Below are 16,852 nucleotides of genomic sequence, written 5' to 3' on the forward strand. Positions count from 1 at the left end.
GCAAGGATGGAACATTACAACTACTCGCTCGGCGATCTGCTGGCCATCATGGCGGCGCTGCGGGATCCGGAAAACGGCTGTCCCTGGGATCTGAAGCAGGACTTCGCCAGCATAGTGCCCTACACCCTGGAAGAAGCCTACGAGGTGGCCGACACCATAGAGCGGGGGGCGCTGGCGGAGCTGCCCGGGGAGCTGGGCGACCTGCTGTTCCAGGTGGTGTTCTATGCCCGCCTGGGTGAGGAGCAGTCATTGTTCAACTTCGGCGACGTGGTGCAGTCCATCAGCCACAAGCTGGTGGCCCGACACCCCCATGTGTTCGGCAACGCCGACTTCGACAGCGAGGAGCAGGTCAAGGCCAACTGGGAAAACACCAAGGCCGAGGAGCGAAGAGCCAAGGACGCCGCGGCCACCAGCGCCCTGGACGACATTCCCCGCAGCTTGCCGGCGCTGTCCCGGGCCAACAAGATCCAGAAGCGCTGCGCCGCGGTCGGCTTCGACTGGCGTGAACTGCCGCCGGTGGTGGACAAGATCCGCGAAGAGCTCGACGAAGTCATGGCCGAGCTGGCCGAGCCGGAACGGGATCAGGACAAGGTGGCGGACGAACTCGGCGATCTGCTGTTCGCCTGCGTCAACCTGGTACGCCACCTCAAGCAGGATCCGGAGGCGGTGCTGCGCCGGGCCAACGACAAGTTCGAGCGCCGTTTCCGGGCGGTGGAGCAGGCGCTGCGGGCCGACGGCAAGGACAGCCGGGCCTGCAGCCTGGAAGAGCTGGACGGCTACTGGAATCGGGTAAAACGGCAGGAGTCCTGAGCCGCCGGCCCGGATGAAAACAAAAAAAACGCCACCCCTGCGGGTGGCGTTTTGCTGTCGGCGGAATGGCGGGATCAGTTGTCCTTGATCCAGTGATCCATGTCGGTCTTCAGGTTGTCGGAACGGGTGCCGAAGATGGCCTGCACCCCGGAGCCGGCCACGACCACTCCGGCGGCGCCCAGCTTCTTCAGTTGGGCCTGGTCCACCTGGGACACATCCTTCACGCCCACCCGCAGCCGGGTGATGCAGGCATCCAGGCTGGCGATATTGCCCTTGCCGCCGAAGGCGGTGACCAGTTGCTCGGCCATTTCGGAGCCGCCCTGTTTGGCGCCTTCCTCGCTGGCCTCTTCCCGGCCCGGGGTCTTCAGGTCCAGCTTGACGATGGCGACCCGGAACAGGGTGTAGTAGAGGGCGCCGTAGGCCAGGCCCAGGATGGGGAACATCCAGCCCTTGGTGGACTGGGAGAAGAACACCACGAAGTCGATGAAGCCGTGGGAGAAGGTCATGCCATGCTTCATGCCCAGCAGTATGGTCAGCACATAGGCGGAGCCGGCCAGCAGGGCGTGGATGCCGTAGAGCACCGGTGCCACGAACATGAAGGCGAACTCGATGGGCTCGGTGATGCCGGTCAGGAAGGAGGTCAGGGCGGCGGAGAGCATGATGCCGCCGACCTTGGCGCGGTTTTCCGGCTTGGCAGAGTGCCAGATGGCAATGGCTGCGGCGGGCAGGCCATACATCTTGAACATGTAGCCACCGGCCATGTTGCCGGCGCTGGGATCGCCGGCGATGTAACGGGCGATCTCGCCGCGGAACACTTCACCGGCGGCGTTGGTGTAGGTGCCGGCCTCGAAGAAGAAGGGCACGTTCCAGATGTGGTGCAGGCCGAAGGGGATCAGCGCCCGCTCCACCACGCCGTAGATGCCGAAGGCCAGGGCCGGATTCTGGTAGGCGGCCCAGTCGGAGAAGCTGTTGATGGCGCTGCCGATGGGCGGCCAGATAAAGGACAGGGCGACGCCGGTGAAAATGGCGGTGATGCCGGTGATGATGGGCACGAAGCGCTTGCCCGCGAAGAAGCCCAGGTAATCGGGCAACTGGATGCGGTAGAAGCGGTTGAACAGGTAGGCGGCGATGCCGCCGGCGATGATGCCGCCGAGCACACCGGTGTCGGTCAATTGTTTGATCAGGGTGGCGTCGGTGGCCGGATCCAGGCCGGTGACGATGGGGCCCATGACCCCGATGGCGGCAGTCAGCACGAAGTAGCCGACCACGGCGGCCAGGGCGGCCACGCCGTCGTTGTTGGTGAAACCGAGGGCGACACCGACGGCGAAGATCAGCGGCAGGTTGCCGAAGATGGCGCCACCGGCCTGGGCCATCAACATGGACACGATGTGGGGCAACCAGCTGAAGTCGGCGGCACCGATACCGAGCAGCAGGCCGGCTACCGGCAGCACCGATACCGGCAGCATCAGCGATTTGCCGACCTTTTGCAGGTTGGAAAAGGCGTTTTTAAGCATAAAAAACACTCCAGGACAAAGGACGTAACGGATTTTCAGGTAGTATAGAAGCTTGTTGGCCATATATTGATTGAATCGATTCAGCTTGCGCAACCCGGAGTTTGAAAAAGGGGGAGCGAGTGCGCATTTCACCGGCGTTTATCGGTAACAAAGCAACAGTTTCTTACAAAACGTTACACAAGGCTCAACCTTTGCCACGCGGCGCCGATAGATAGGCCGGGAGGACGACCGATGATGCTAATAATCCGCTTACTACTGCTGTGCTGCAGCCTTCAGGCCTTTGCCCAGGAAGGGGAGCCGGCCGCCCCCGACACGGTCACGACGGAAGAGCTCAGGGCCGTGCCGCTGTATGAGGAGCACGAACTGATCCGCTGGATCAACGACAACCGTCATTTGCAGCAGGTGAGGGATAGGGACAACTGCCAGCTGGTGCAGGATATCGAGGCCAGGGCCGAGGTGCTGCGCCTGCCTTCCTACCAGTTCCTGTGGGGCGACATGCTGGCCTGGGGGGTCTGCGTGCCCGAGCAGCCGCGGCGGGGCATGGCGATGATCTGGAAAGCGGCGGAGCAGGGCTTGCCGGCGGCCCTGGAACAGCTAGGGCGCTATTACTACAACGGTACCCTGGTACAGCAGAACCGGGAGCGGGCCGCGCCCCTGATGCAGGAAGCCGCCAGCCTGGGCTTCGAAAAGGCCCAATTCACCTGGGCCCGCTGGCTGCTGGAGGGGGCCGGCAGCCCGCTGGATTATCCCCAGGCCTATCTGTGGCTCAAGCAGATAGTGACTGCCGATCCGACCCTGCACCGGGAAGCGGAGCGTCTGAGCAAGGGACTGGCGGCGCGCATGCCGCCCCACAAGGTCAAGGAGCTGAACCAGCGGTTGTTGTTCTGAGCCGGGCTGTCGCAGCGGGGCGTGGTGACTCGGGGTCCCGCGCGTGGCGGCTTGTCATCGCCGACATTTCATGTCACCTTAGTGCACTAATGTGTATCATGTATATATATTAGCCCCCGACCCAGGATATTCGCTGAATGAAGCTGACCACCTATACCGATTTCGGACTGAGAACCATGATGTACCTGGCCACCCTGCCCAAGGGGGAGCTGACCAGCGTCGCCCATGTTTCCAATCTGTACGACGTGTCCCGCAATCACATGGTGAAAGTGGTCAATCAGCTCGCGCGGGAAGGTTATATCCATGCGGTGCGGGGCAAGAATGGCGGCATCCGGCTGGCCCGGGCGCCGGAAGACATCAATATCGGCCAGGTGATCCGTACCCTTGAGCACAACCTCAAGGGCATCGATTGCGGCAGCCCTGCATGCTATCTGGTGCCCGCCTGCCGTTTGAAGGATGCCCTCAAGCTTGCGATGGATGCCTTCCTGCGCGTGATGGAAAGCTATACCCTGGCCGATCTGGTGGGCAACAGTGAAGAGCTGATGGTGATCTTCAGTCAGCTCGAACCCCGGACGGCAGCCCCTCAGGGCCGGTAGTAGTGAGGTAGTACCCGGGCCAGTTTCACCATGTTGTTTTCCACTTCCAGTATTTCGATGGGGTAACCCGCCAACCGCAGGCCGATATTGGCCTGGGGGATCTCTTCCAGGTATTCCAGGATCAGGCCGTTGAAGGAGCGGGGACCGTCGGTGGGCAGCTTCCAGCCCAGTTCCTTGTTGATATCCCTGATACTGGCCGAGCCCTCGATCAGGTAGGAGCCGTCCTCCTGGGGCTTGATCTCGTCGCTCAGGGTCGGGCTGATGGTGGTGGTGAAGTCGCCAACGATTTCCTCCAGGATATCGTCCAGGGTGACCAGACCCTGAATGTCGCCGTACTCATCCACGATAAGACCGATGCGCTCCTTGTTGCGCTGGAACTTGAGCAATTGCACGTTGAGTGGTGTGGCTTCGGGAATGTAGTAGATTTCACGCACCGCCCGCATCAGGCTCGACTTGCTGAACTCTTCCTTGGCCAGCAGGCGCAGGGCGTCCCGGGCATGGATAAAACCCAAGGCGTCGTCGATGTTGTCCCGGTACAGCAGCACCTTGGTGTGCGGGCTCTGCAGCAGCCGTCGGCTGATGGTCTTCCAGTCCTGGGTCACGTCGATGCCGTAGATCTCGTTGCGCGGCACCATGATGTCGTCCACCGTCACTTTCTCCAGGTCCAGGATGGACACCAGCATGTCCTGGTGGCGGCGGGGGATCAGGGCGCCGGCCTCGTTGACGATGGTCCTCAGCTCCTCCGAACTGATGGCGGTGTCTTCCCGGCTGTGCGGGTTGATGCGGAACAGGGTCAGCAGACCGTTGGAGATGGCATTGATGGTCCACACCGCCGGATAGAGCAGTACCATCAGCGGCCGTAAAATAAAGGAGGCGGGAAAGGCGACCCGCTCCGGGTAGAGGGCGGCCAGGGTCTTTGGCGTTACCTCGGCGAAGATCAGCACCACCACCGTCAGCGCCATGGTGGCGATGGCCACGCCGTAGTCGCCGAACAGGCGGATGGCGATCAGGGTCGCGATGGCCGACGCCATTATGTTGACCAGGTTATTGCCGATAAGGATCAGGCCTATCAGCCGGTCGGGACGAGCCAGCAGCTTCTCGACCCGGGTGGCGGACTTGTGTTTGTTCTGAGCCAGATGGCGCAACCGGTAACGGTTGAGCGACATCATGCCGGTTTCGGAACTGGAGAAAAAGGCGGAAATAAAGAGTAAGGCTATCAGGATACCGGTAAGGGCACCCGTGGATATGTCGTCCAAGCAGACCGTCCTGTGTGAAAACGCTGATCAATTTCTAAGGGTTTGTGCCGGCACTGTCAAGCCAAGAGCCGGTTCAGGGCTAACCCAGCAGCACCTCGCGCACGAAACGGCTGCCGAAATAGGCCAGGGTCAACAGTATGCTGCCGGCCACGCTGGTCCAGATCACCTTGCGCCCGCGCCAGCCCAGGCGGTGGTGGCCCCACAACAGGCCGACGTAAACGCACCAGGCCAGTATGGTCAGTATGGCCTTGTGGACCTTGCCGGGGCTGAACATCTCCTGCAGGAAGAAAAGACCGCTGGAGATGGACAGGGTCAGCAGCACCACCCCGATGAAGATAAGCCGGAACAGGTAGCGCTCTATGGTCATCAGTGGTGGCATCGCCGGCAGATTGGACAGTTTGTGTTTTTTCAGCCGGTTGTCGAGAAAGCCCAGCAAGATGGCGAGCAGACAGGCAATCACCAGCAGAGAGTAGGAGATCAGTCCCAGGCCGATGTGCAGCAGCACCGCCGGGCGGGTTTCCAGGTACATGCCGTAGTAGCTCGGCAACAGCAGGTCCGCCGCCAGCAGCAGGCCGGCAAAGCCGTATACCAGCGGCATCAGCAGCCAGACATTGAATCGGCTGACCAGTATGGTCATCAGCACACAGATGATCAGGCTGACGATGGAAGCCACGTTGAGCATGCTCAGGTTCTGGCCGGGGACCAGCACCACGGTATCGAACAGCCAGAGCCCATGGAGGGCCAGCGCGAACAACGCGGCCAGCAAGCCGTAGCGGCGCCCCTGGTGGTGGGGGGTGAGCAAGTTATGCACACAGGCGAAGGCCGCCAACAGATAAAAGGCCATCGCCAATACAGCAAGCAATTCCATAGTGAACGTAAGCCATTAACCGGTAAAATAAAGAAGGACGGCCAGTATACCCCCAAGGGAAGCCATGTCGCTACCTGCGGTCGCTTAAGTTCGGCCGGCAACTTGGGTATACTGGTCGCAATTTTCGCCAATAGCGGACTCAGTCATGTTTGAAAATCTCACCGAACGGTTGTCGCGCACGCTGAAGAACATCAGTGGGCGTGGGCGCCTCACCGAAGAAAATATCAAAGAGACCCTGCGCGAGGTGCGTATGGCCCTGCTGGAGGCCGACGTAGCCCTGCCGGTGGTGCGGGACTTCGTCAACCGGGTCAAGGAGCGGGCGGTGGGCCAGGAGGTTTCAAAGTCCCTGAGCCCGGGCCAGGCTTTTATCAAGATAGTCAACGCCGAACTGGTCGCGGTGATGGGCGAGGCCAACGAGGCGCTCAACCTGGCGGTCACGCCGCCGGCGGTGATCCTGATGGCGGGTCTGCAGGGGGCCGGTAAGACCACCTCGGTGGGCAAGCTGGCCAAGTTTCTGAAGGAGCGCCACAAGAAAAAGGTGCTGGTGGTCAGTGCCGATGTCTACCGGCCGGCGGCCATCAAGCAATTGGAGACCCTGGCAGCGGATCTGGAGGTGGAATGCTTCCCCAGCCACACCGGCCAGAAGCCGGTGGACATCGGCCGTAACGCCGTGGACCATGCCCGCAAGAAGTTCTTCGACGTGGTGCTGGTGGATACCGCCGGTCGCCTGCACGTAGACGAAGACATGATGGCCGAGATCCAGCAGTTGCACGCGGCCATCGATCCCGTCGAGACCCTGTTCGTGGTGGACGCCATGACCGGCCAGGATGCGGCCAATACCGCCAAAGCCTTCAGCGAGGCGCTGCCGCTGACCGGTGTCATCCTCACCAAGGCGGACGGTGATGCCCGGGGTGGCGCAGCGCTCTCGGTGCGTCACATTACCGGCAAGCCGATCAAATTCATCGGGATGGGTGAAAAAACCGACGCCCTGGAGCCCTTCCACCCCGACCGTATCGCCTCGCGCATCCTCGGCATGGGGGATGTGCTGTCGCTGATCGACCAGATGGAACGTTCGGTGGACAAGGGCAAGGCCGCCGAGATGGCCCAGAAGCTGAAGAAAGGCAAGGGCTTCGACCTGGAGGACTTCCGCGACCAGCTGGTGCAGATGCGCAACATGGGCGGCATGATGAGCCTGATGGACAAATTGCCAGGCATGAACCAGTTGCCGGACAACGTCAAGGATCAGGTCAATGACAAGCTGACGGTGCGGATGGAGGCCATTATCAACTCCATGACGCCGAAGGAGCGCCGCCACCCGGACCTGATCAAGGGGGCGCGCAAGCGCCGCATCGCCCTGGGCTCCGGCACCGAAGTGCAGGAGGTCAACAAGCTGCTCAAGCAGTTCGCCCAGATGCAGAAGATGATGAAGAAAATGTCCGGCAAGGGCGGCATGCGCAAGATGATGAGCCAGATGCAGGGACTGATGGGCCCGGGCGGGCTGGGTGGTGGCCGGCGCGGGCCCTTCTGAGCCAGCGCATCGGGACACGGAGGCGCGCAGGCCCCAATCCGGTTGCATTCTCACCGGATCGGAGTACAATTGCGCGGCTTATTTTAAGCCGGGGTTCGCATTGTCTGCGAACCTTGTTTGTTTCAAGTAAATAGAGGACGGTATGGTAACCATTCGTTTACAACGTGGTGGCGCGAAAAAGCGTCCGTTCTACCAAGTAGTAGTTGCTGACAGCCGCTACGCCCGCGATGGTCGTTTCATCGAGCGTGTTGGCTTCTTCAACCCGATCGCTTCCGGTCAGGCAGAAAAACTGCGCCTGGACCTGGAGCGTATCAACCACTGGGTAGGCCAGGGCGCCAATGTGTCCGAGCGCGTAGCCAAGCTGATCAAAGACGCTGCCAAAGCCGCAGCCTAAGTCTTGACGGGTAGGGAGTTAAGGTGAGCGAACCTGTAGTAGTAGGCCAACTGGGCGCCGTTTACGGCATTAAAGGTTGGTTGAAGGTCAACTCCTTTACCGACCAGCCGGAAGGCATTTTCGATTACCAACCTTGGTTGGTGAGAGATGGCAAAGGCTGGCGTGAAATCCAGGTGACTGGATGGAAGCGTCACAACAAGGGGCTCATCTGCAAGCTGGCCGATATCGATCAGCGGGAAGAGGCCCAGACACTGACCGGTGTCGACATCGCGGTAAGCGCGGATGCATTTCCGCCCCTGCCGGAAGATGAATTTTACTGGCGCGATCTGATCGGTTGTCGGGTGCTCAACACCAAGGGCTATGATTTTGGCCTGGTGGAGCAGTTGATGGAAACCGGTTCCAACGACGTGCTGGTGGTCAAAGCCAATGCCAACGATGCATTTGGCCAACGGGAACGGTTGATTCCGTTTTTGGAAGATCAGGTGATCAAGTCCGTGAAGCTTCAGGACAAAATCATCGAAATTGATTGGGATCCGGATTTTTAATTCCAGTCGCACCGCGCGGAGAGAATCATGTGGATAGGGGTGGTCAGCCTCTTCCCGGAGATGTTCCGGGCAGTATCCGACTATGGAGTAACCGGTAGGGCCGTCAAGGACGGTCTGCTGACATTTGAATGCTGGAATCCACGGGATTTCACCCGGGACAGACACCGCACTGTCGACGACAGACCCTACGGGGGCGGACCCGGTATGCTGATGATGGTTCAGCCCCTGCGCGATGCCATAGCGGCGGCGCGGGCGGCGGCGGGTGAGGGAGCCAGGGTGATTTACCTGTCTCCTCAGGGCCGCAAGCTGGATCAGCAGGGCGTGCGCGAACTGGCCAGACAGGAGAAGCTGATCCTGGTGGCGGGGCGGTACGAAGGAGTGGATGAGCGCGTCATCCAGGCCGATATCGACGAAGAGTGGTCGGTCGGCGATTACGTGCTCAGTGGCGGCGAATTGCCGGCCATGGTGCTGATCGATGCGGTGGCCCGTCTGGTGCCCGGCGTCCTGGGCGACATGGCGAGTGCGGAGCAGGATTCCTTCAGTGAAGGGTTGCTGGACCATCCCCACTACACACGCCCGGAGCAACTGGCGGGAATGGCCGTTCCCAAAGTGTTGCTGAGTGGCAACCACGCCGAGGTGGCGCGCTGGAGAATGCAGCAGTCGTTGGGCCGGACCTGGTTAAGAAGGCCGGAACTCTTGAACAACCTAGCTCTGACTGACGAGCAAGAACAGCTTCTTGCCGAATTTGTCCGCGACTGTCGCGACAAGCAGTAGAGTTTTCAGTTTACCCTAGGTAAGGAAATATCATGAGCAACATCATCAAGCAGCTTGAAGACGAACAATTGCGCAAAGATATCCCCGACTTCGGTCCGGGTGATACCGTGCGCGTACAGGTACGCGTTGCCGAAGGCGGCAAAGAGCGTCTGCAGGCTTACGAAGGCGTGGTCATTGCCAAGCGTAACCGCGGCCTGCACTCTTCTTTCACCGTGCGCAAGATCTCTAACGGTGAAGGCGTTGAGCGTACTTTCCAGACTCACAGCCCGCTGATCGGCAGCGTGGAAGTGAAGCGTCGCGGTGCCGTCCGCCGTGCCAAGCTTTACTACCTGCGCGACCGTGCCGGCAAGTCTGCTCGTATCAAAGAGCGTCTTACCGCCAAAAACGGCAAATAAGCCAGGCCGGTTCGGCTGTCGACAAAAGGCCCGCGATTGCGGGCCTTTTCGTTTTTCACCCATCCCGGATCTTTCATGGCCTGAGCGGGCTGTCCATTTACCGGTAAACTGGCTAGGATAACGCTTTCCCGTTAATTTCAAGGATCTTTCCATGCCTATTACCGTTTGGGGCCTATCTATCGCCCAAGCTTTGCTGGCATCGGGCAATATCCTGCTGGTGTCGGTATCGGCGCTGATCGGTCAGCACCTGGCGGCGGATCCCTGGCTTATCACCCTGCCGGTGGCCTGCCAGTTCCTGGGGTTGATCCTCTCCACCCTGCCCGCCGCCCACCTGATGCAAGCCCTGGGGCGCAAGACCGGCTTCGTGCTCGGCAATGTAATCGGCTTGCTCGGCACCTGGGTGGCCCTGCAGGGACTGGCGGCGACCAGCCTGGCCGGCTTCACCCTGGGCACCTTCCTTATCGGCATCGCCATCGGGGTGGGCCAGCAATACCGCTTCGCCGCCCTGGAAGCCTGTGACAGCAAGCTGCATCCCAGGGCCATCAGCCTGGTGATGGCCGGCGGTGTGCTGGCGGCGGTGATCGGCCCCAACCTGGCGGTCTGGTCCCGGGATTGGTATGCGGCCAATCTCTACGGCGGCGCCTTTTACGGCCTGTTCGGCCTCTATGTGGTGGCGCTGCTGCTGATCCTGTTGCTGCCCCTGCCCAGGGCCCGGCCGGTGAGCCAGGCGGAGCGGGTGCGTACCTACGGCGAGCTGGGCCGCCAGCCGCTGCTGCTGGCGGCGGTGGCCTCAGGCATGATCGGCTATGGCATCATGGTGCTGCTGATGACCGCGACCCCACTGGCGATGGATCATCACCGGCACGACTTTGCCGACACCGCCCTGGTGATCCAGTGGCACGTGCTCGGCATGTTCGTGCCTTCCTTCTTTACCGGCCACCTGATCCGGCGTTTCACCACCCGCCGGGTGATCCTCTGGGGCTGCGCCGCACTGCTGCTGAGCGTGGCGATCAATCTTTCCGGCCAGGGCTTTTGGCATTACTGGTGGGGGCTGCTGTGGCTCGGGATAGGCTGGAACTTCACCTTTATCGGTGCCACCCATTTGCTGACCTTCAGCTACCAGCCGGCGGAGAAGGCGAAGGTGCAGGGCATGAACGAATTTCTGGTATTCGGCGCCGCCGCCTTGTGCAGCCTCTTCGCCGGGCAGGGCGTCGCCCTGCTGGGCTGGGCCTGGCTCAACCTCATCGCCATTCCCTGGATACTGCTGGTGACACTGCTTATCTGGCGACTCAAAGCAGGTGAGCCGGTGGCGGCCTAGGGCAGAGGAGCCGTCTTGCCGCCGGTGCGGTGCCGACGACACCTCGCCGGCGGCCCGGTTACAGCATAAAGTGGCGCGCCAGCAGGGCGCCGGTGAAGGCGGTCTTGAGGTAGAAACCCCGGGGTCGGGTCATGATCGGCTGGCCCTGGGGTCCCACCGCTTCGGTGAGGGCCCGGCCGTTGGCGGCCTTGGGACGCAGTTGCAGTACCTGGCCGTGGCGGGCGCTGATCTCCTGCACCCGCCCCAGGCTTATCAGCTCCATCAGCTCTTCCCAGTCCTGGCGTAGCAGCCGCTCTTCCTCCTGCTCGGGGGTCCACAGCAGGGGCTGGCCGATGATCCTGTCGCCGGGGGGAATGTTCCGCTCGCCCAGGACCGGAATCCACAACACCCGGGCCAGCTTGTTGCGCACATTGCTGTGCTGCCAATCCAGTCCGGCGACGTCGGTGAGCGGCGCCACGCACACAAAGGTCGTTTCCAGCGGCCTGCCGCCGGCATCGACGGGGATGCTTTTGAGCTCTACGCCCAGTTCGGGAAAGTCCTGCTCGGGCTTGGAGCCGGCAGAGGCGCCCAGAGCCAGTTCCAGCAGGTGCCCTACCCAGCCCTTGTCTCGACGCAAGTGGGCGGGCACCGGCAGTGCCAACTGTCCGGCCAGCTCGCCGAGGGACAAGCCGGACAGTCGCTCGGCCCGGGCCAGTAGCACTTCTATGTTCGGGGGACGGGGAATAGCGCTGCTCAAATTTTAGTCTGACTCCGGCGTTGTTTACGGATAGGCTATCTATCCAGACTGTTTCTATAACTAATTGATTATACTATTAATAATACTGCCTGCCCGGTCTCTGGCCGGGGGAGGAGATGATATACCGGTTTTACCCTGGTATAAACATGCTGTTGCACAGCCTTATCCACAGAAATACTGGATAACTGCATTCCGGCTACCGCCTGGAATTTTCCGGTCGCGGAAAAGTGCAAGAGCAGGTTTTTTTTCCTGCCGTTAACCCGGGCGTGACTTGCAGCTTGTGGATAAGTTGCCTGTGATTGATCTTTAAGCTATCTGACTTATCAACACTGGGTAGAGAAGGGTTTGAACTGTTAAAAGATCCAGTTCGATCCTTTTTTTATTGGTTATGTTTTTGATTTTTAAGTTTTTTTTGTTTCTTCTTTTGAAGGTGTTGCCCTAGAAAGAGAGGTTGGTGCTACGATGACGGCCAAGCTATACAACCTTTGTCACAAGCTTATCCACACGATTTGGGGGCAAGCGATCGCCACAGGATCCTTTTTCTGTTTATAACTATTGACAAAAATCCAAGTTATTCAACATCCCGCCCCGTCGCCCCTGCTGCAGCATCATTTGCCGGAAATAAGGGAATATGGAACAATCATCCTTATGTTAGCTTTTTAGTCTGGTGATTGCGTGATAGATGGCGACGGTTTTCGTCCCAATGTAGGCATAGTGATCTGCAATCGCAAAGGCCAGGTGTTATGGGCCAGACGCTACGGGCAGCATTCCTGGCAGTTTCCCCAGGGTGGCGTGGACGACGGTGAAACGCCGGAGCAGTCCATGTACCGGGAGTTGTACGAGGAGATAGGGCTCAGGCCCGAAAACGTCACCCTGCTGGCGGTGACCCGCCACTGGCTCAAGTACAAGTTACCCAAGCGTTTGGTGCGGTGGGATAGTAATCCCGTGTGCATAGGTCAAAAACAGAAATGGTTTCTGTTGCGATTGGATTCGGATCATGAATCACAGATCGAGTTCGGTTGCCACGGGCATCCGGAATTCGACGACTGGCGTTGGGTCAGCTACTGGTACCCGGTACGACAGGTGGTGTCTTTCAAGCGGGAAGTATATCGACGGGTGCTGAGGGAGTTTGCGCCCATAGTAATGGCGGAACAGGGCCGCAAAGATGGGCGCAGGCGGTACCGGCAGGGCGATCGACATAAGGAGTAGGCGGTTGTGTTAAAGGAATTGCGGGAAATCGTTCAGCGGGTGACGGCCAGCTCCGATCTCAACGAAGCCATGTCCGAGCTGGTCAGGAAGACCCGTGAAGCCATGCAGGTGGATTGCTGCTCCATCTACCTGCGCCGGGACCTGGAGCAGGCCTACCTGCTCGCCGCCACCGACGGCCTGGCGGCCGAGGCGGTAGGCCGTGCCAAGATCCCGCTGGGGGAGGGCATCGTCGGCCTTATCGGTGAAAAGGAAGAGTTGATCAACCTGGCCGACGCCCAGCACCATCCCAAGTTCAAATACCTGCCAGAAGCCCATGAAGACGCCTTTAAATCTTTCCTCGGCGCGCCCATCATCCACCAGCGCAAGGCGCTGGGGGTATTGGTGGTGCAGCAGAAGCAGGTCCGGTTGTTCGAGGAAGGGGAAGAGTCCTTTCTGGTGACCCTGGCCTCCCAGCTGGCCACGGTGATCGCCCACGCCGAGGCCAAGGGTAACCTCAAGTCCCCCAATTGGCACGGGATGCTGCGCGGCCTGGCCGGTTCTCCCGGGGTGGCCATCGGCAGGGCCTGGGTATGGCGGCCCAAGGTCGAGCTGAATCAGGTCAAGGCCCGCAAGAGCGACGACGTGGCCATACAGCACGAACGCTTCGACAAGGTGCTGATCCAGGTGGAGGACGAGCTCGACACCATGGCGTTGCGCTTCAAGGAATCCCAGGCCAGCGAGTCGGTGGCGGTATTCGAGGTCTATCAGTATATCCTGAAAGATCCGGTGTTCATCGGCCTGATCCGCGAGGAGATTGAGCGGGGCTGGACCGCCGGCAGCGCGGTCAAGCGGGTGTGCGAGAAGCAGATAGCCCAGTTTTCTACCATGTCCGACCCCTACCTGCGGGAACGAGCGGCGGATGTGCGGGATCTGGGGCAGCGGTTGCTGACCCGGCTGATCCATGAGGATGAAGACCCCCTGACCCTGGCCGAACCCATTATATTGGTGGCGGACGAGATCAGCGCCACCCTGATCGCCGAAATCCCCCGGGATAAGCTCAAGGGCATCGTCTCTGCCAAGGGTTCCATCAACTCCCACGCCGCCATCCTGGCGCGAGCCATGGGCATCCCCGCCGTCATGGGGATCGATCACTCCTTCGAATTGCTGGAGGAGCGTACCCTGATCGTCGACGGCTACGGTGGCGAACTGCTGGTGGAGCCGGTCGCCTCAGTGTTGGCGGAGTACCGCCGGCTGATCGCCGAAGAGGCCCAGATGGACGAGCTGTTCGCCACGGTGCGCAACGAGCGTTCGGTGACCCAGGACGGGGTTACGGTGTCGCTGTTGCTCAACGCGGGCCTGAGCGCCGATACCGATATCGCCATGAACGATGCCGCCGATGGCGTTGGGCTGTTCCGTACCGAGATCCCCTTCATGATGCGGGATCGTTTTCCTTCCGAGCAGGAGCAGGCCAGCAATTACCGACGGGTGCTGACCAGCTACGTGGGCAAGCCGGTATGCATGCGTACCCTGGACGTGGGCGGCGACAAGCAGTTGCCTTATTTCCCCATAGTGGAAGAAAACCCTTTCCTCGGCTGGCGAGGTATCCGCCTGACCCTGGATCATCCCGAGATCTTCCTGGTCCAGCTCAAGGCCATGCTGCGTGCCAGCCAGGGACTGGACAACCTGTCGATCATGTTGCCCATGGTGGGCAACCTGGACGAGGTGCGGGTGGCGCGCCGCCTGCTGGACAGGGCCTGGCGCGAGGTGTCGGCCGAAACCTCCGAGCAGCAGGGGGTGATCCGCTATCCCAGCCTGGGAGTGATGATAGAGGTGCCTTCCCTGCTCTACCAGTTGCCGGAACTGGCGCCATTGGTGGATTTCTGGTCGGTGGGCACCAACGATCTCACCCAGTACTTGCTGGCGGTGGATCGTAACAACGGCCGGGTGGCGGACATCTACGACGCCATGCACCCGGCGGTGCTGCGGGCGCTGCAGCAGATCATCGACGCGGCCCGCCGCTATGCCAAGCCGGTGTCCATCTGCGGTGAACTGGCCGGCGATCCGGTCGGGGTGCTGGTGCTGCTGGCCATGGGCTACCGCCGTTTCAGTATGAACAACAGCAATATCATGCGTATCAAGTACATAGTGCGCCAGTCCCGTACCGATGAATTGCAGAAGGTGCTGCGGGAGGCCCTCAGTCACCAGCATGCGGGTATCTTCAAGGGCGTTTTCGGGCGCTACCTGGAAGAGCGGGGGCTGGGCGGCCTGTTGCGCCCCGGCCGTTAAGCACTGGTATTTGCCCTGTTACGACTGCACAATACCGGTTTTATTTTTGACGGGGTAAGTGCATGTCTGCAAGCCACTGGGTATTTCCCGGATTCGATCCCATCGCCATCCAGCTGGGCCCGCTGGCGGTCCACTGGTACGGCCTTATGTATCTGCTTGGCTTCGTCTTCGCCTGGTGGATGGCTAACCGCCGGGCGGCGCAGCCGGGCTCGGGCTGGAGCAAGGATCAGGTTTCCGACGTTCTCTTCTACGGTTTTCTCGGCGTCATCCTCGGTGGCCGCCTGGGCTATGTGTTCTTCTACCAGCTCGAGACCTTTCTGGCCGATCCCCTCTACCTCATCAAGATATGGACCGGCGGCATGTCCTTCCACGGTGGCCTGGTCGGGGTCCTGGTCGCCCTCTGGCTGTTCGCCCGCAAGCAGAAGAAGACCTTCTTCGCGGTCTCCGACTTTATCGCCCCGCTGATCCCCTTCGGCCTGGGCGCGGGGCGCATCGGCAACTTCATCAACGGTGAGCTGTGGGGGCGGGTCACCGAGGTACCCTGGGGCATCATCTTCCCGGCGGCGGGCGAATTGCCGCGCCATCCGTCCCAGCTTTACCAGTTCGCCCTGGAAGGGGTGGCGCTGCTGGTCATCCTCAACCTGGCCTGGCGGCTGCGGGCCCCGCGCGGCGTGGTGTCCGGCCTTTTCCTGCTGTGCTACGGCCTGTTCCGCTTTATGGTCGAGTTCGTGCGCGAGCCGGATGCCCACCTCGGTGTCTATCTCAACCTGTTCAGCATGGGGCAGCTGTTGTCCATGCCGATGATGGTGGCGGGAACGATTATGTTATGGGCCGCCTGCCGGCGCCCGCAATGGTTTGCCAACGGAGAAAAAACCGCATGAAGGCTTATCTGGAGCTGATGCAGCACATACTGGAGCAGGGCGAGCAGAAGGAAGACAGGACGGGCACCGGCACCCTGTCGGTGTTCGGCCATCAGATGCGTTTCGACCTTAGCAAGGGTTTCCCTCTGGTGACCACCAAGAAATGTCACCTCAAGTCCATCATCCATGAGTTGCTGTGGTTTCTGAACGGGGACACCAATATCGCCTATCTCAAGGACAAGGGGGTCAGTATCTGGGACGAATGGGCCGATGAGCATGGTGAACTGGGCCCCGTCTACGGCCACCAGTGGCGCAGCTGGCAAGGGGCCGACGGCCGGGTCATCGATCAGATAAGCCTGGCCCTGGACACCATCAGGCACAATCCGGACAGCCGCCGCATCATCGTCTCGGCCTGGAACGTGGGGGAGCTGGACAAGATGGCGCTGGCCCCTTGCCACGCCCTGTTCCAGTTCTATGTGGCGGGCGGCCGGTTGTCCTGCCAGCTCTACCAGCGCAGTTGCGATGTGTTCCTCGGCTTGCCGTTTAACATCGCCAGCTACGCCCTGCTGACCCATATGATGGCCCAGCAGGCGGGGCTGGAGGTGGGCGACTTCGTCTGGACCGGGGGCGACGTGCACCTGTACAGCAACCACCTGGAGCAGGCCCGGCTGCAGCTGAGTCGTGAGCCCCGGCCGCTGCCGACCCTGCGCCTGGCCCGCAAGCCCGGGTCCCTGTTCGATTATGCTTTCGAGGATTTTGTCCTGGAAAACTACCGGCCACATCCCCATATCAAGGCGCCTGTAGCCATTTAAACGGTATTTTTATTGTTAGTAATGTTAAATATTAGTGGTAAGTTTTGTTTTTGTATCGGATATACTAACGTCTAGTTGTAAAAA

At 60.6% G+C, this 16,852-nt stretch carries 17 protein-coding genes; 13 read left to right on the forward strand and 4 right to left on the reverse strand.

Features of this window, described 5'->3' with window-relative positions:
* Window positions 1-6: 6 nt before the first annotated feature.
* Complete coding sequence (gene mazG / locus ACT7DK_RS03595; RefSeq protein ID WP_445396411.1) at window positions 7-810, forward strand: nucleoside triphosphate pyrophosphohydrolase; 804 nt, start codon at window positions 7-9, stop codon at window positions 808-810.
* 74 nt (window positions 811-884) lie between these two features.
* On the opposite strand, the gene ptsG is transcribed toward mazG, so the two are convergent.
* The gene (gene ptsG, locus ACT7DK_RS03600; RefSeq protein ID WP_445396413.1) at window positions 885-2,324 is read right to left on the reverse strand and encodes a PTS glucose transporter subunit IIBC; all 1,440 of its coding nucleotides are present in this window, start codon (window positions 2,322-2,324) and stop codon (window positions 885-887) included.
* Window positions 2,325-2,555: 231 nt separating this feature from the next.
* Here ptsG and ACT7DK_RS03605 point away from each other — a divergent pair, with 231 nt between their 5' ends.
* Together ACT7DK_RS03605 and nsrR are read left to right on the forward strand one after the other, a co-directional pair.
* Window positions 2,556-3,212 (forward strand): tetratricopeptide repeat protein, encoded by a 657-nt coding sequence (locus tag ACT7DK_RS03605; protein ID WP_445396415.1) that lies wholly within the window; start codon window positions 2,556-2,558, stop codon window positions 3,210-3,212.
* A gap of 137 nt (window positions 3,213-3,349) precedes the next feature.
* Entirely contained in the window at window positions 3,350-3,808 is a 459-nt protein-coding gene (gene nsrR / locus ACT7DK_RS03610; RefSeq protein ID WP_445396417.1) for a nitric oxide-sensing transcriptional repressor NsrR, read from the forward strand.
* Here nsrR and ACT7DK_RS03615 read toward each other — a convergent pair.
* Together ACT7DK_RS03615 and ACT7DK_RS03620 are read right to left on the reverse strand one after the other, a co-directional pair.
* Window positions 3,796-5,064 carry an HlyC/CorC family transporter gene (locus ACT7DK_RS03615; RefSeq protein ID WP_445396419.1) on the reverse strand — a complete coding sequence of 423 codons (1,269 nt, stop codon included), beginning with the start codon at window positions 5,062-5,064 and terminating at the stop codon, window positions 3,796-3,798. The genes nsrR and ACT7DK_RS03615 overlap by 13 nt on opposite strands.
* A 79-nt stretch (window positions 5,065-5,143) precedes the next feature.
* Window positions 5,144-5,932: a cytochrome C assembly family protein gene (locus ACT7DK_RS03620; protein WP_445396421.1), complete on the reverse strand. Its 789-nt coding sequence runs from the start codon at window positions 5,930-5,932 to the stop codon at window positions 5,144-5,146.
* Between the two features lie 145 nt (window positions 5,933-6,077).
* Between ACT7DK_RS03620 and ffh the strand changes: the two genes are divergently transcribed.
* The 6 genes from ffh to ACT7DK_RS03650 all read left to right on the forward strand — a co-directional run bounded on the left by ffh (window position 6,078) and on the right by ACT7DK_RS03650 (window position 10,886).
* Window positions 6,078-7,460, forward strand: a complete 1,383-nt coding sequence (gene ffh, locus ACT7DK_RS03625; RefSeq protein ID WP_445396424.1) for a signal recognition particle protein — start codon at window positions 6,078-6,080, stop codon at window positions 7,458-7,460.
* Between the two features lie 142 nt (window positions 7,461-7,602).
* The gene (gene rpsP, locus ACT7DK_RS03630) at window positions 7,603-7,854 is read left to right on the forward strand and encodes a 30S ribosomal protein S16 (protein WP_445396427.1); all 252 of its coding nucleotides are present in this window, start codon (window positions 7,603-7,605) and stop codon (window positions 7,852-7,854) included.
* A gap of 23 nt (window positions 7,855-7,877) precedes the next feature.
* Window positions 7,878-8,399 carry a ribosome maturation factor RimM gene (rimM, locus tag ACT7DK_RS03635; RefSeq protein ID WP_445396429.1) on the forward strand — a complete coding sequence of 174 codons (522 nt, stop codon included), beginning with the start codon at window positions 7,878-7,880 and terminating at the stop codon, window positions 8,397-8,399.
* A 27-nt stretch (window positions 8,400-8,426) separates the two neighbouring features.
* Entirely contained in the window at window positions 8,427-9,173 is a 747-nt protein-coding gene (trmD, locus tag ACT7DK_RS03640; RefSeq protein WP_445396431.1) for a tRNA (guanosine(37)-N1)-methyltransferase TrmD, read from the forward strand.
* A 32-nt stretch (window positions 9,174-9,205) separates the two neighbouring features.
* Window positions 9,206-9,568 (forward strand): 50S ribosomal protein L19, encoded by a 363-nt coding sequence (rplS, locus tag ACT7DK_RS03645; RefSeq protein WP_445396433.1) that lies wholly within the window; start codon window positions 9,206-9,208, stop codon window positions 9,566-9,568.
* Between the two features lie 151 nt (window positions 9,569-9,719).
* On the forward strand, window positions 9,720-10,886 hold the full coding sequence (locus ACT7DK_RS03650; RefSeq protein ID WP_445396435.1) for an MFS transporter: 1,167 nt from the start codon (window positions 9,720-9,722) through the stop codon (window positions 10,884-10,886).
* 58 nt (window positions 10,887-10,944) lie between these two features.
* Here the strand turns inward: ACT7DK_RS03650 and mutH are convergent, their stop codons facing one another.
* Window positions 10,945-11,610 (reverse strand): DNA mismatch repair endonuclease MutH, encoded by a 666-nt coding sequence (mutH, locus tag ACT7DK_RS03655; RefSeq protein ID WP_445402263.1) that lies wholly within the window; start codon window positions 11,608-11,610, stop codon window positions 10,945-10,947.
* A 687-nt stretch (window positions 11,611-12,297) separates the two neighbouring features.
* On the opposite strand from mutH, the gene rppH reads away from it, so the two are divergent.
* The 4 genes from rppH to thyA all read left to right on the forward strand — a co-directional run bounded on the left by rppH (window position 12,298) and on the right by thyA (window position 16,768).
* A complete protein-coding gene (gene rppH, locus ACT7DK_RS03660) occupies window positions 12,298-12,831 on the forward strand; it encodes an RNA pyrophosphohydrolase (RefSeq protein ID WP_445396437.1) in 534 nt (177 codons plus the stop codon).
* A 6-nt stretch (window positions 12,832-12,837) separates the two neighbouring features.
* Window positions 12,838-15,096 (forward strand): phosphoenolpyruvate--protein phosphotransferase, encoded by a 2,259-nt coding sequence (gene ptsP, locus ACT7DK_RS03665; protein WP_445396439.1) that lies wholly within the window; start codon window positions 12,838-12,840, stop codon window positions 15,094-15,096.
* A gap of 62 nt (window positions 15,097-15,158) precedes the next feature.
* Window positions 15,159-15,977, forward strand: coding sequence for a prolipoprotein diacylglyceryl transferase (lgt, locus tag ACT7DK_RS03670; protein ID WP_445396441.1), 819 nt, complete (start codon window positions 15,159-15,161; stop codon window positions 15,975-15,977).
* Complete coding sequence (gene thyA / locus ACT7DK_RS03675) at window positions 15,974-16,768, forward strand: thymidylate synthase (protein ID WP_445396443.1); 795 nt, start codon at window positions 15,974-15,976, stop codon at window positions 16,766-16,768. Before lgt ends, thyA begins: the two co-directional genes overlap by 4 nt.
* The last annotated feature ends 84 nt before the right edge of the window (window positions 16,769-16,852 follow it).

Source organism: Zobellella sp. An-6 (genome assembly GCF_052487945.1).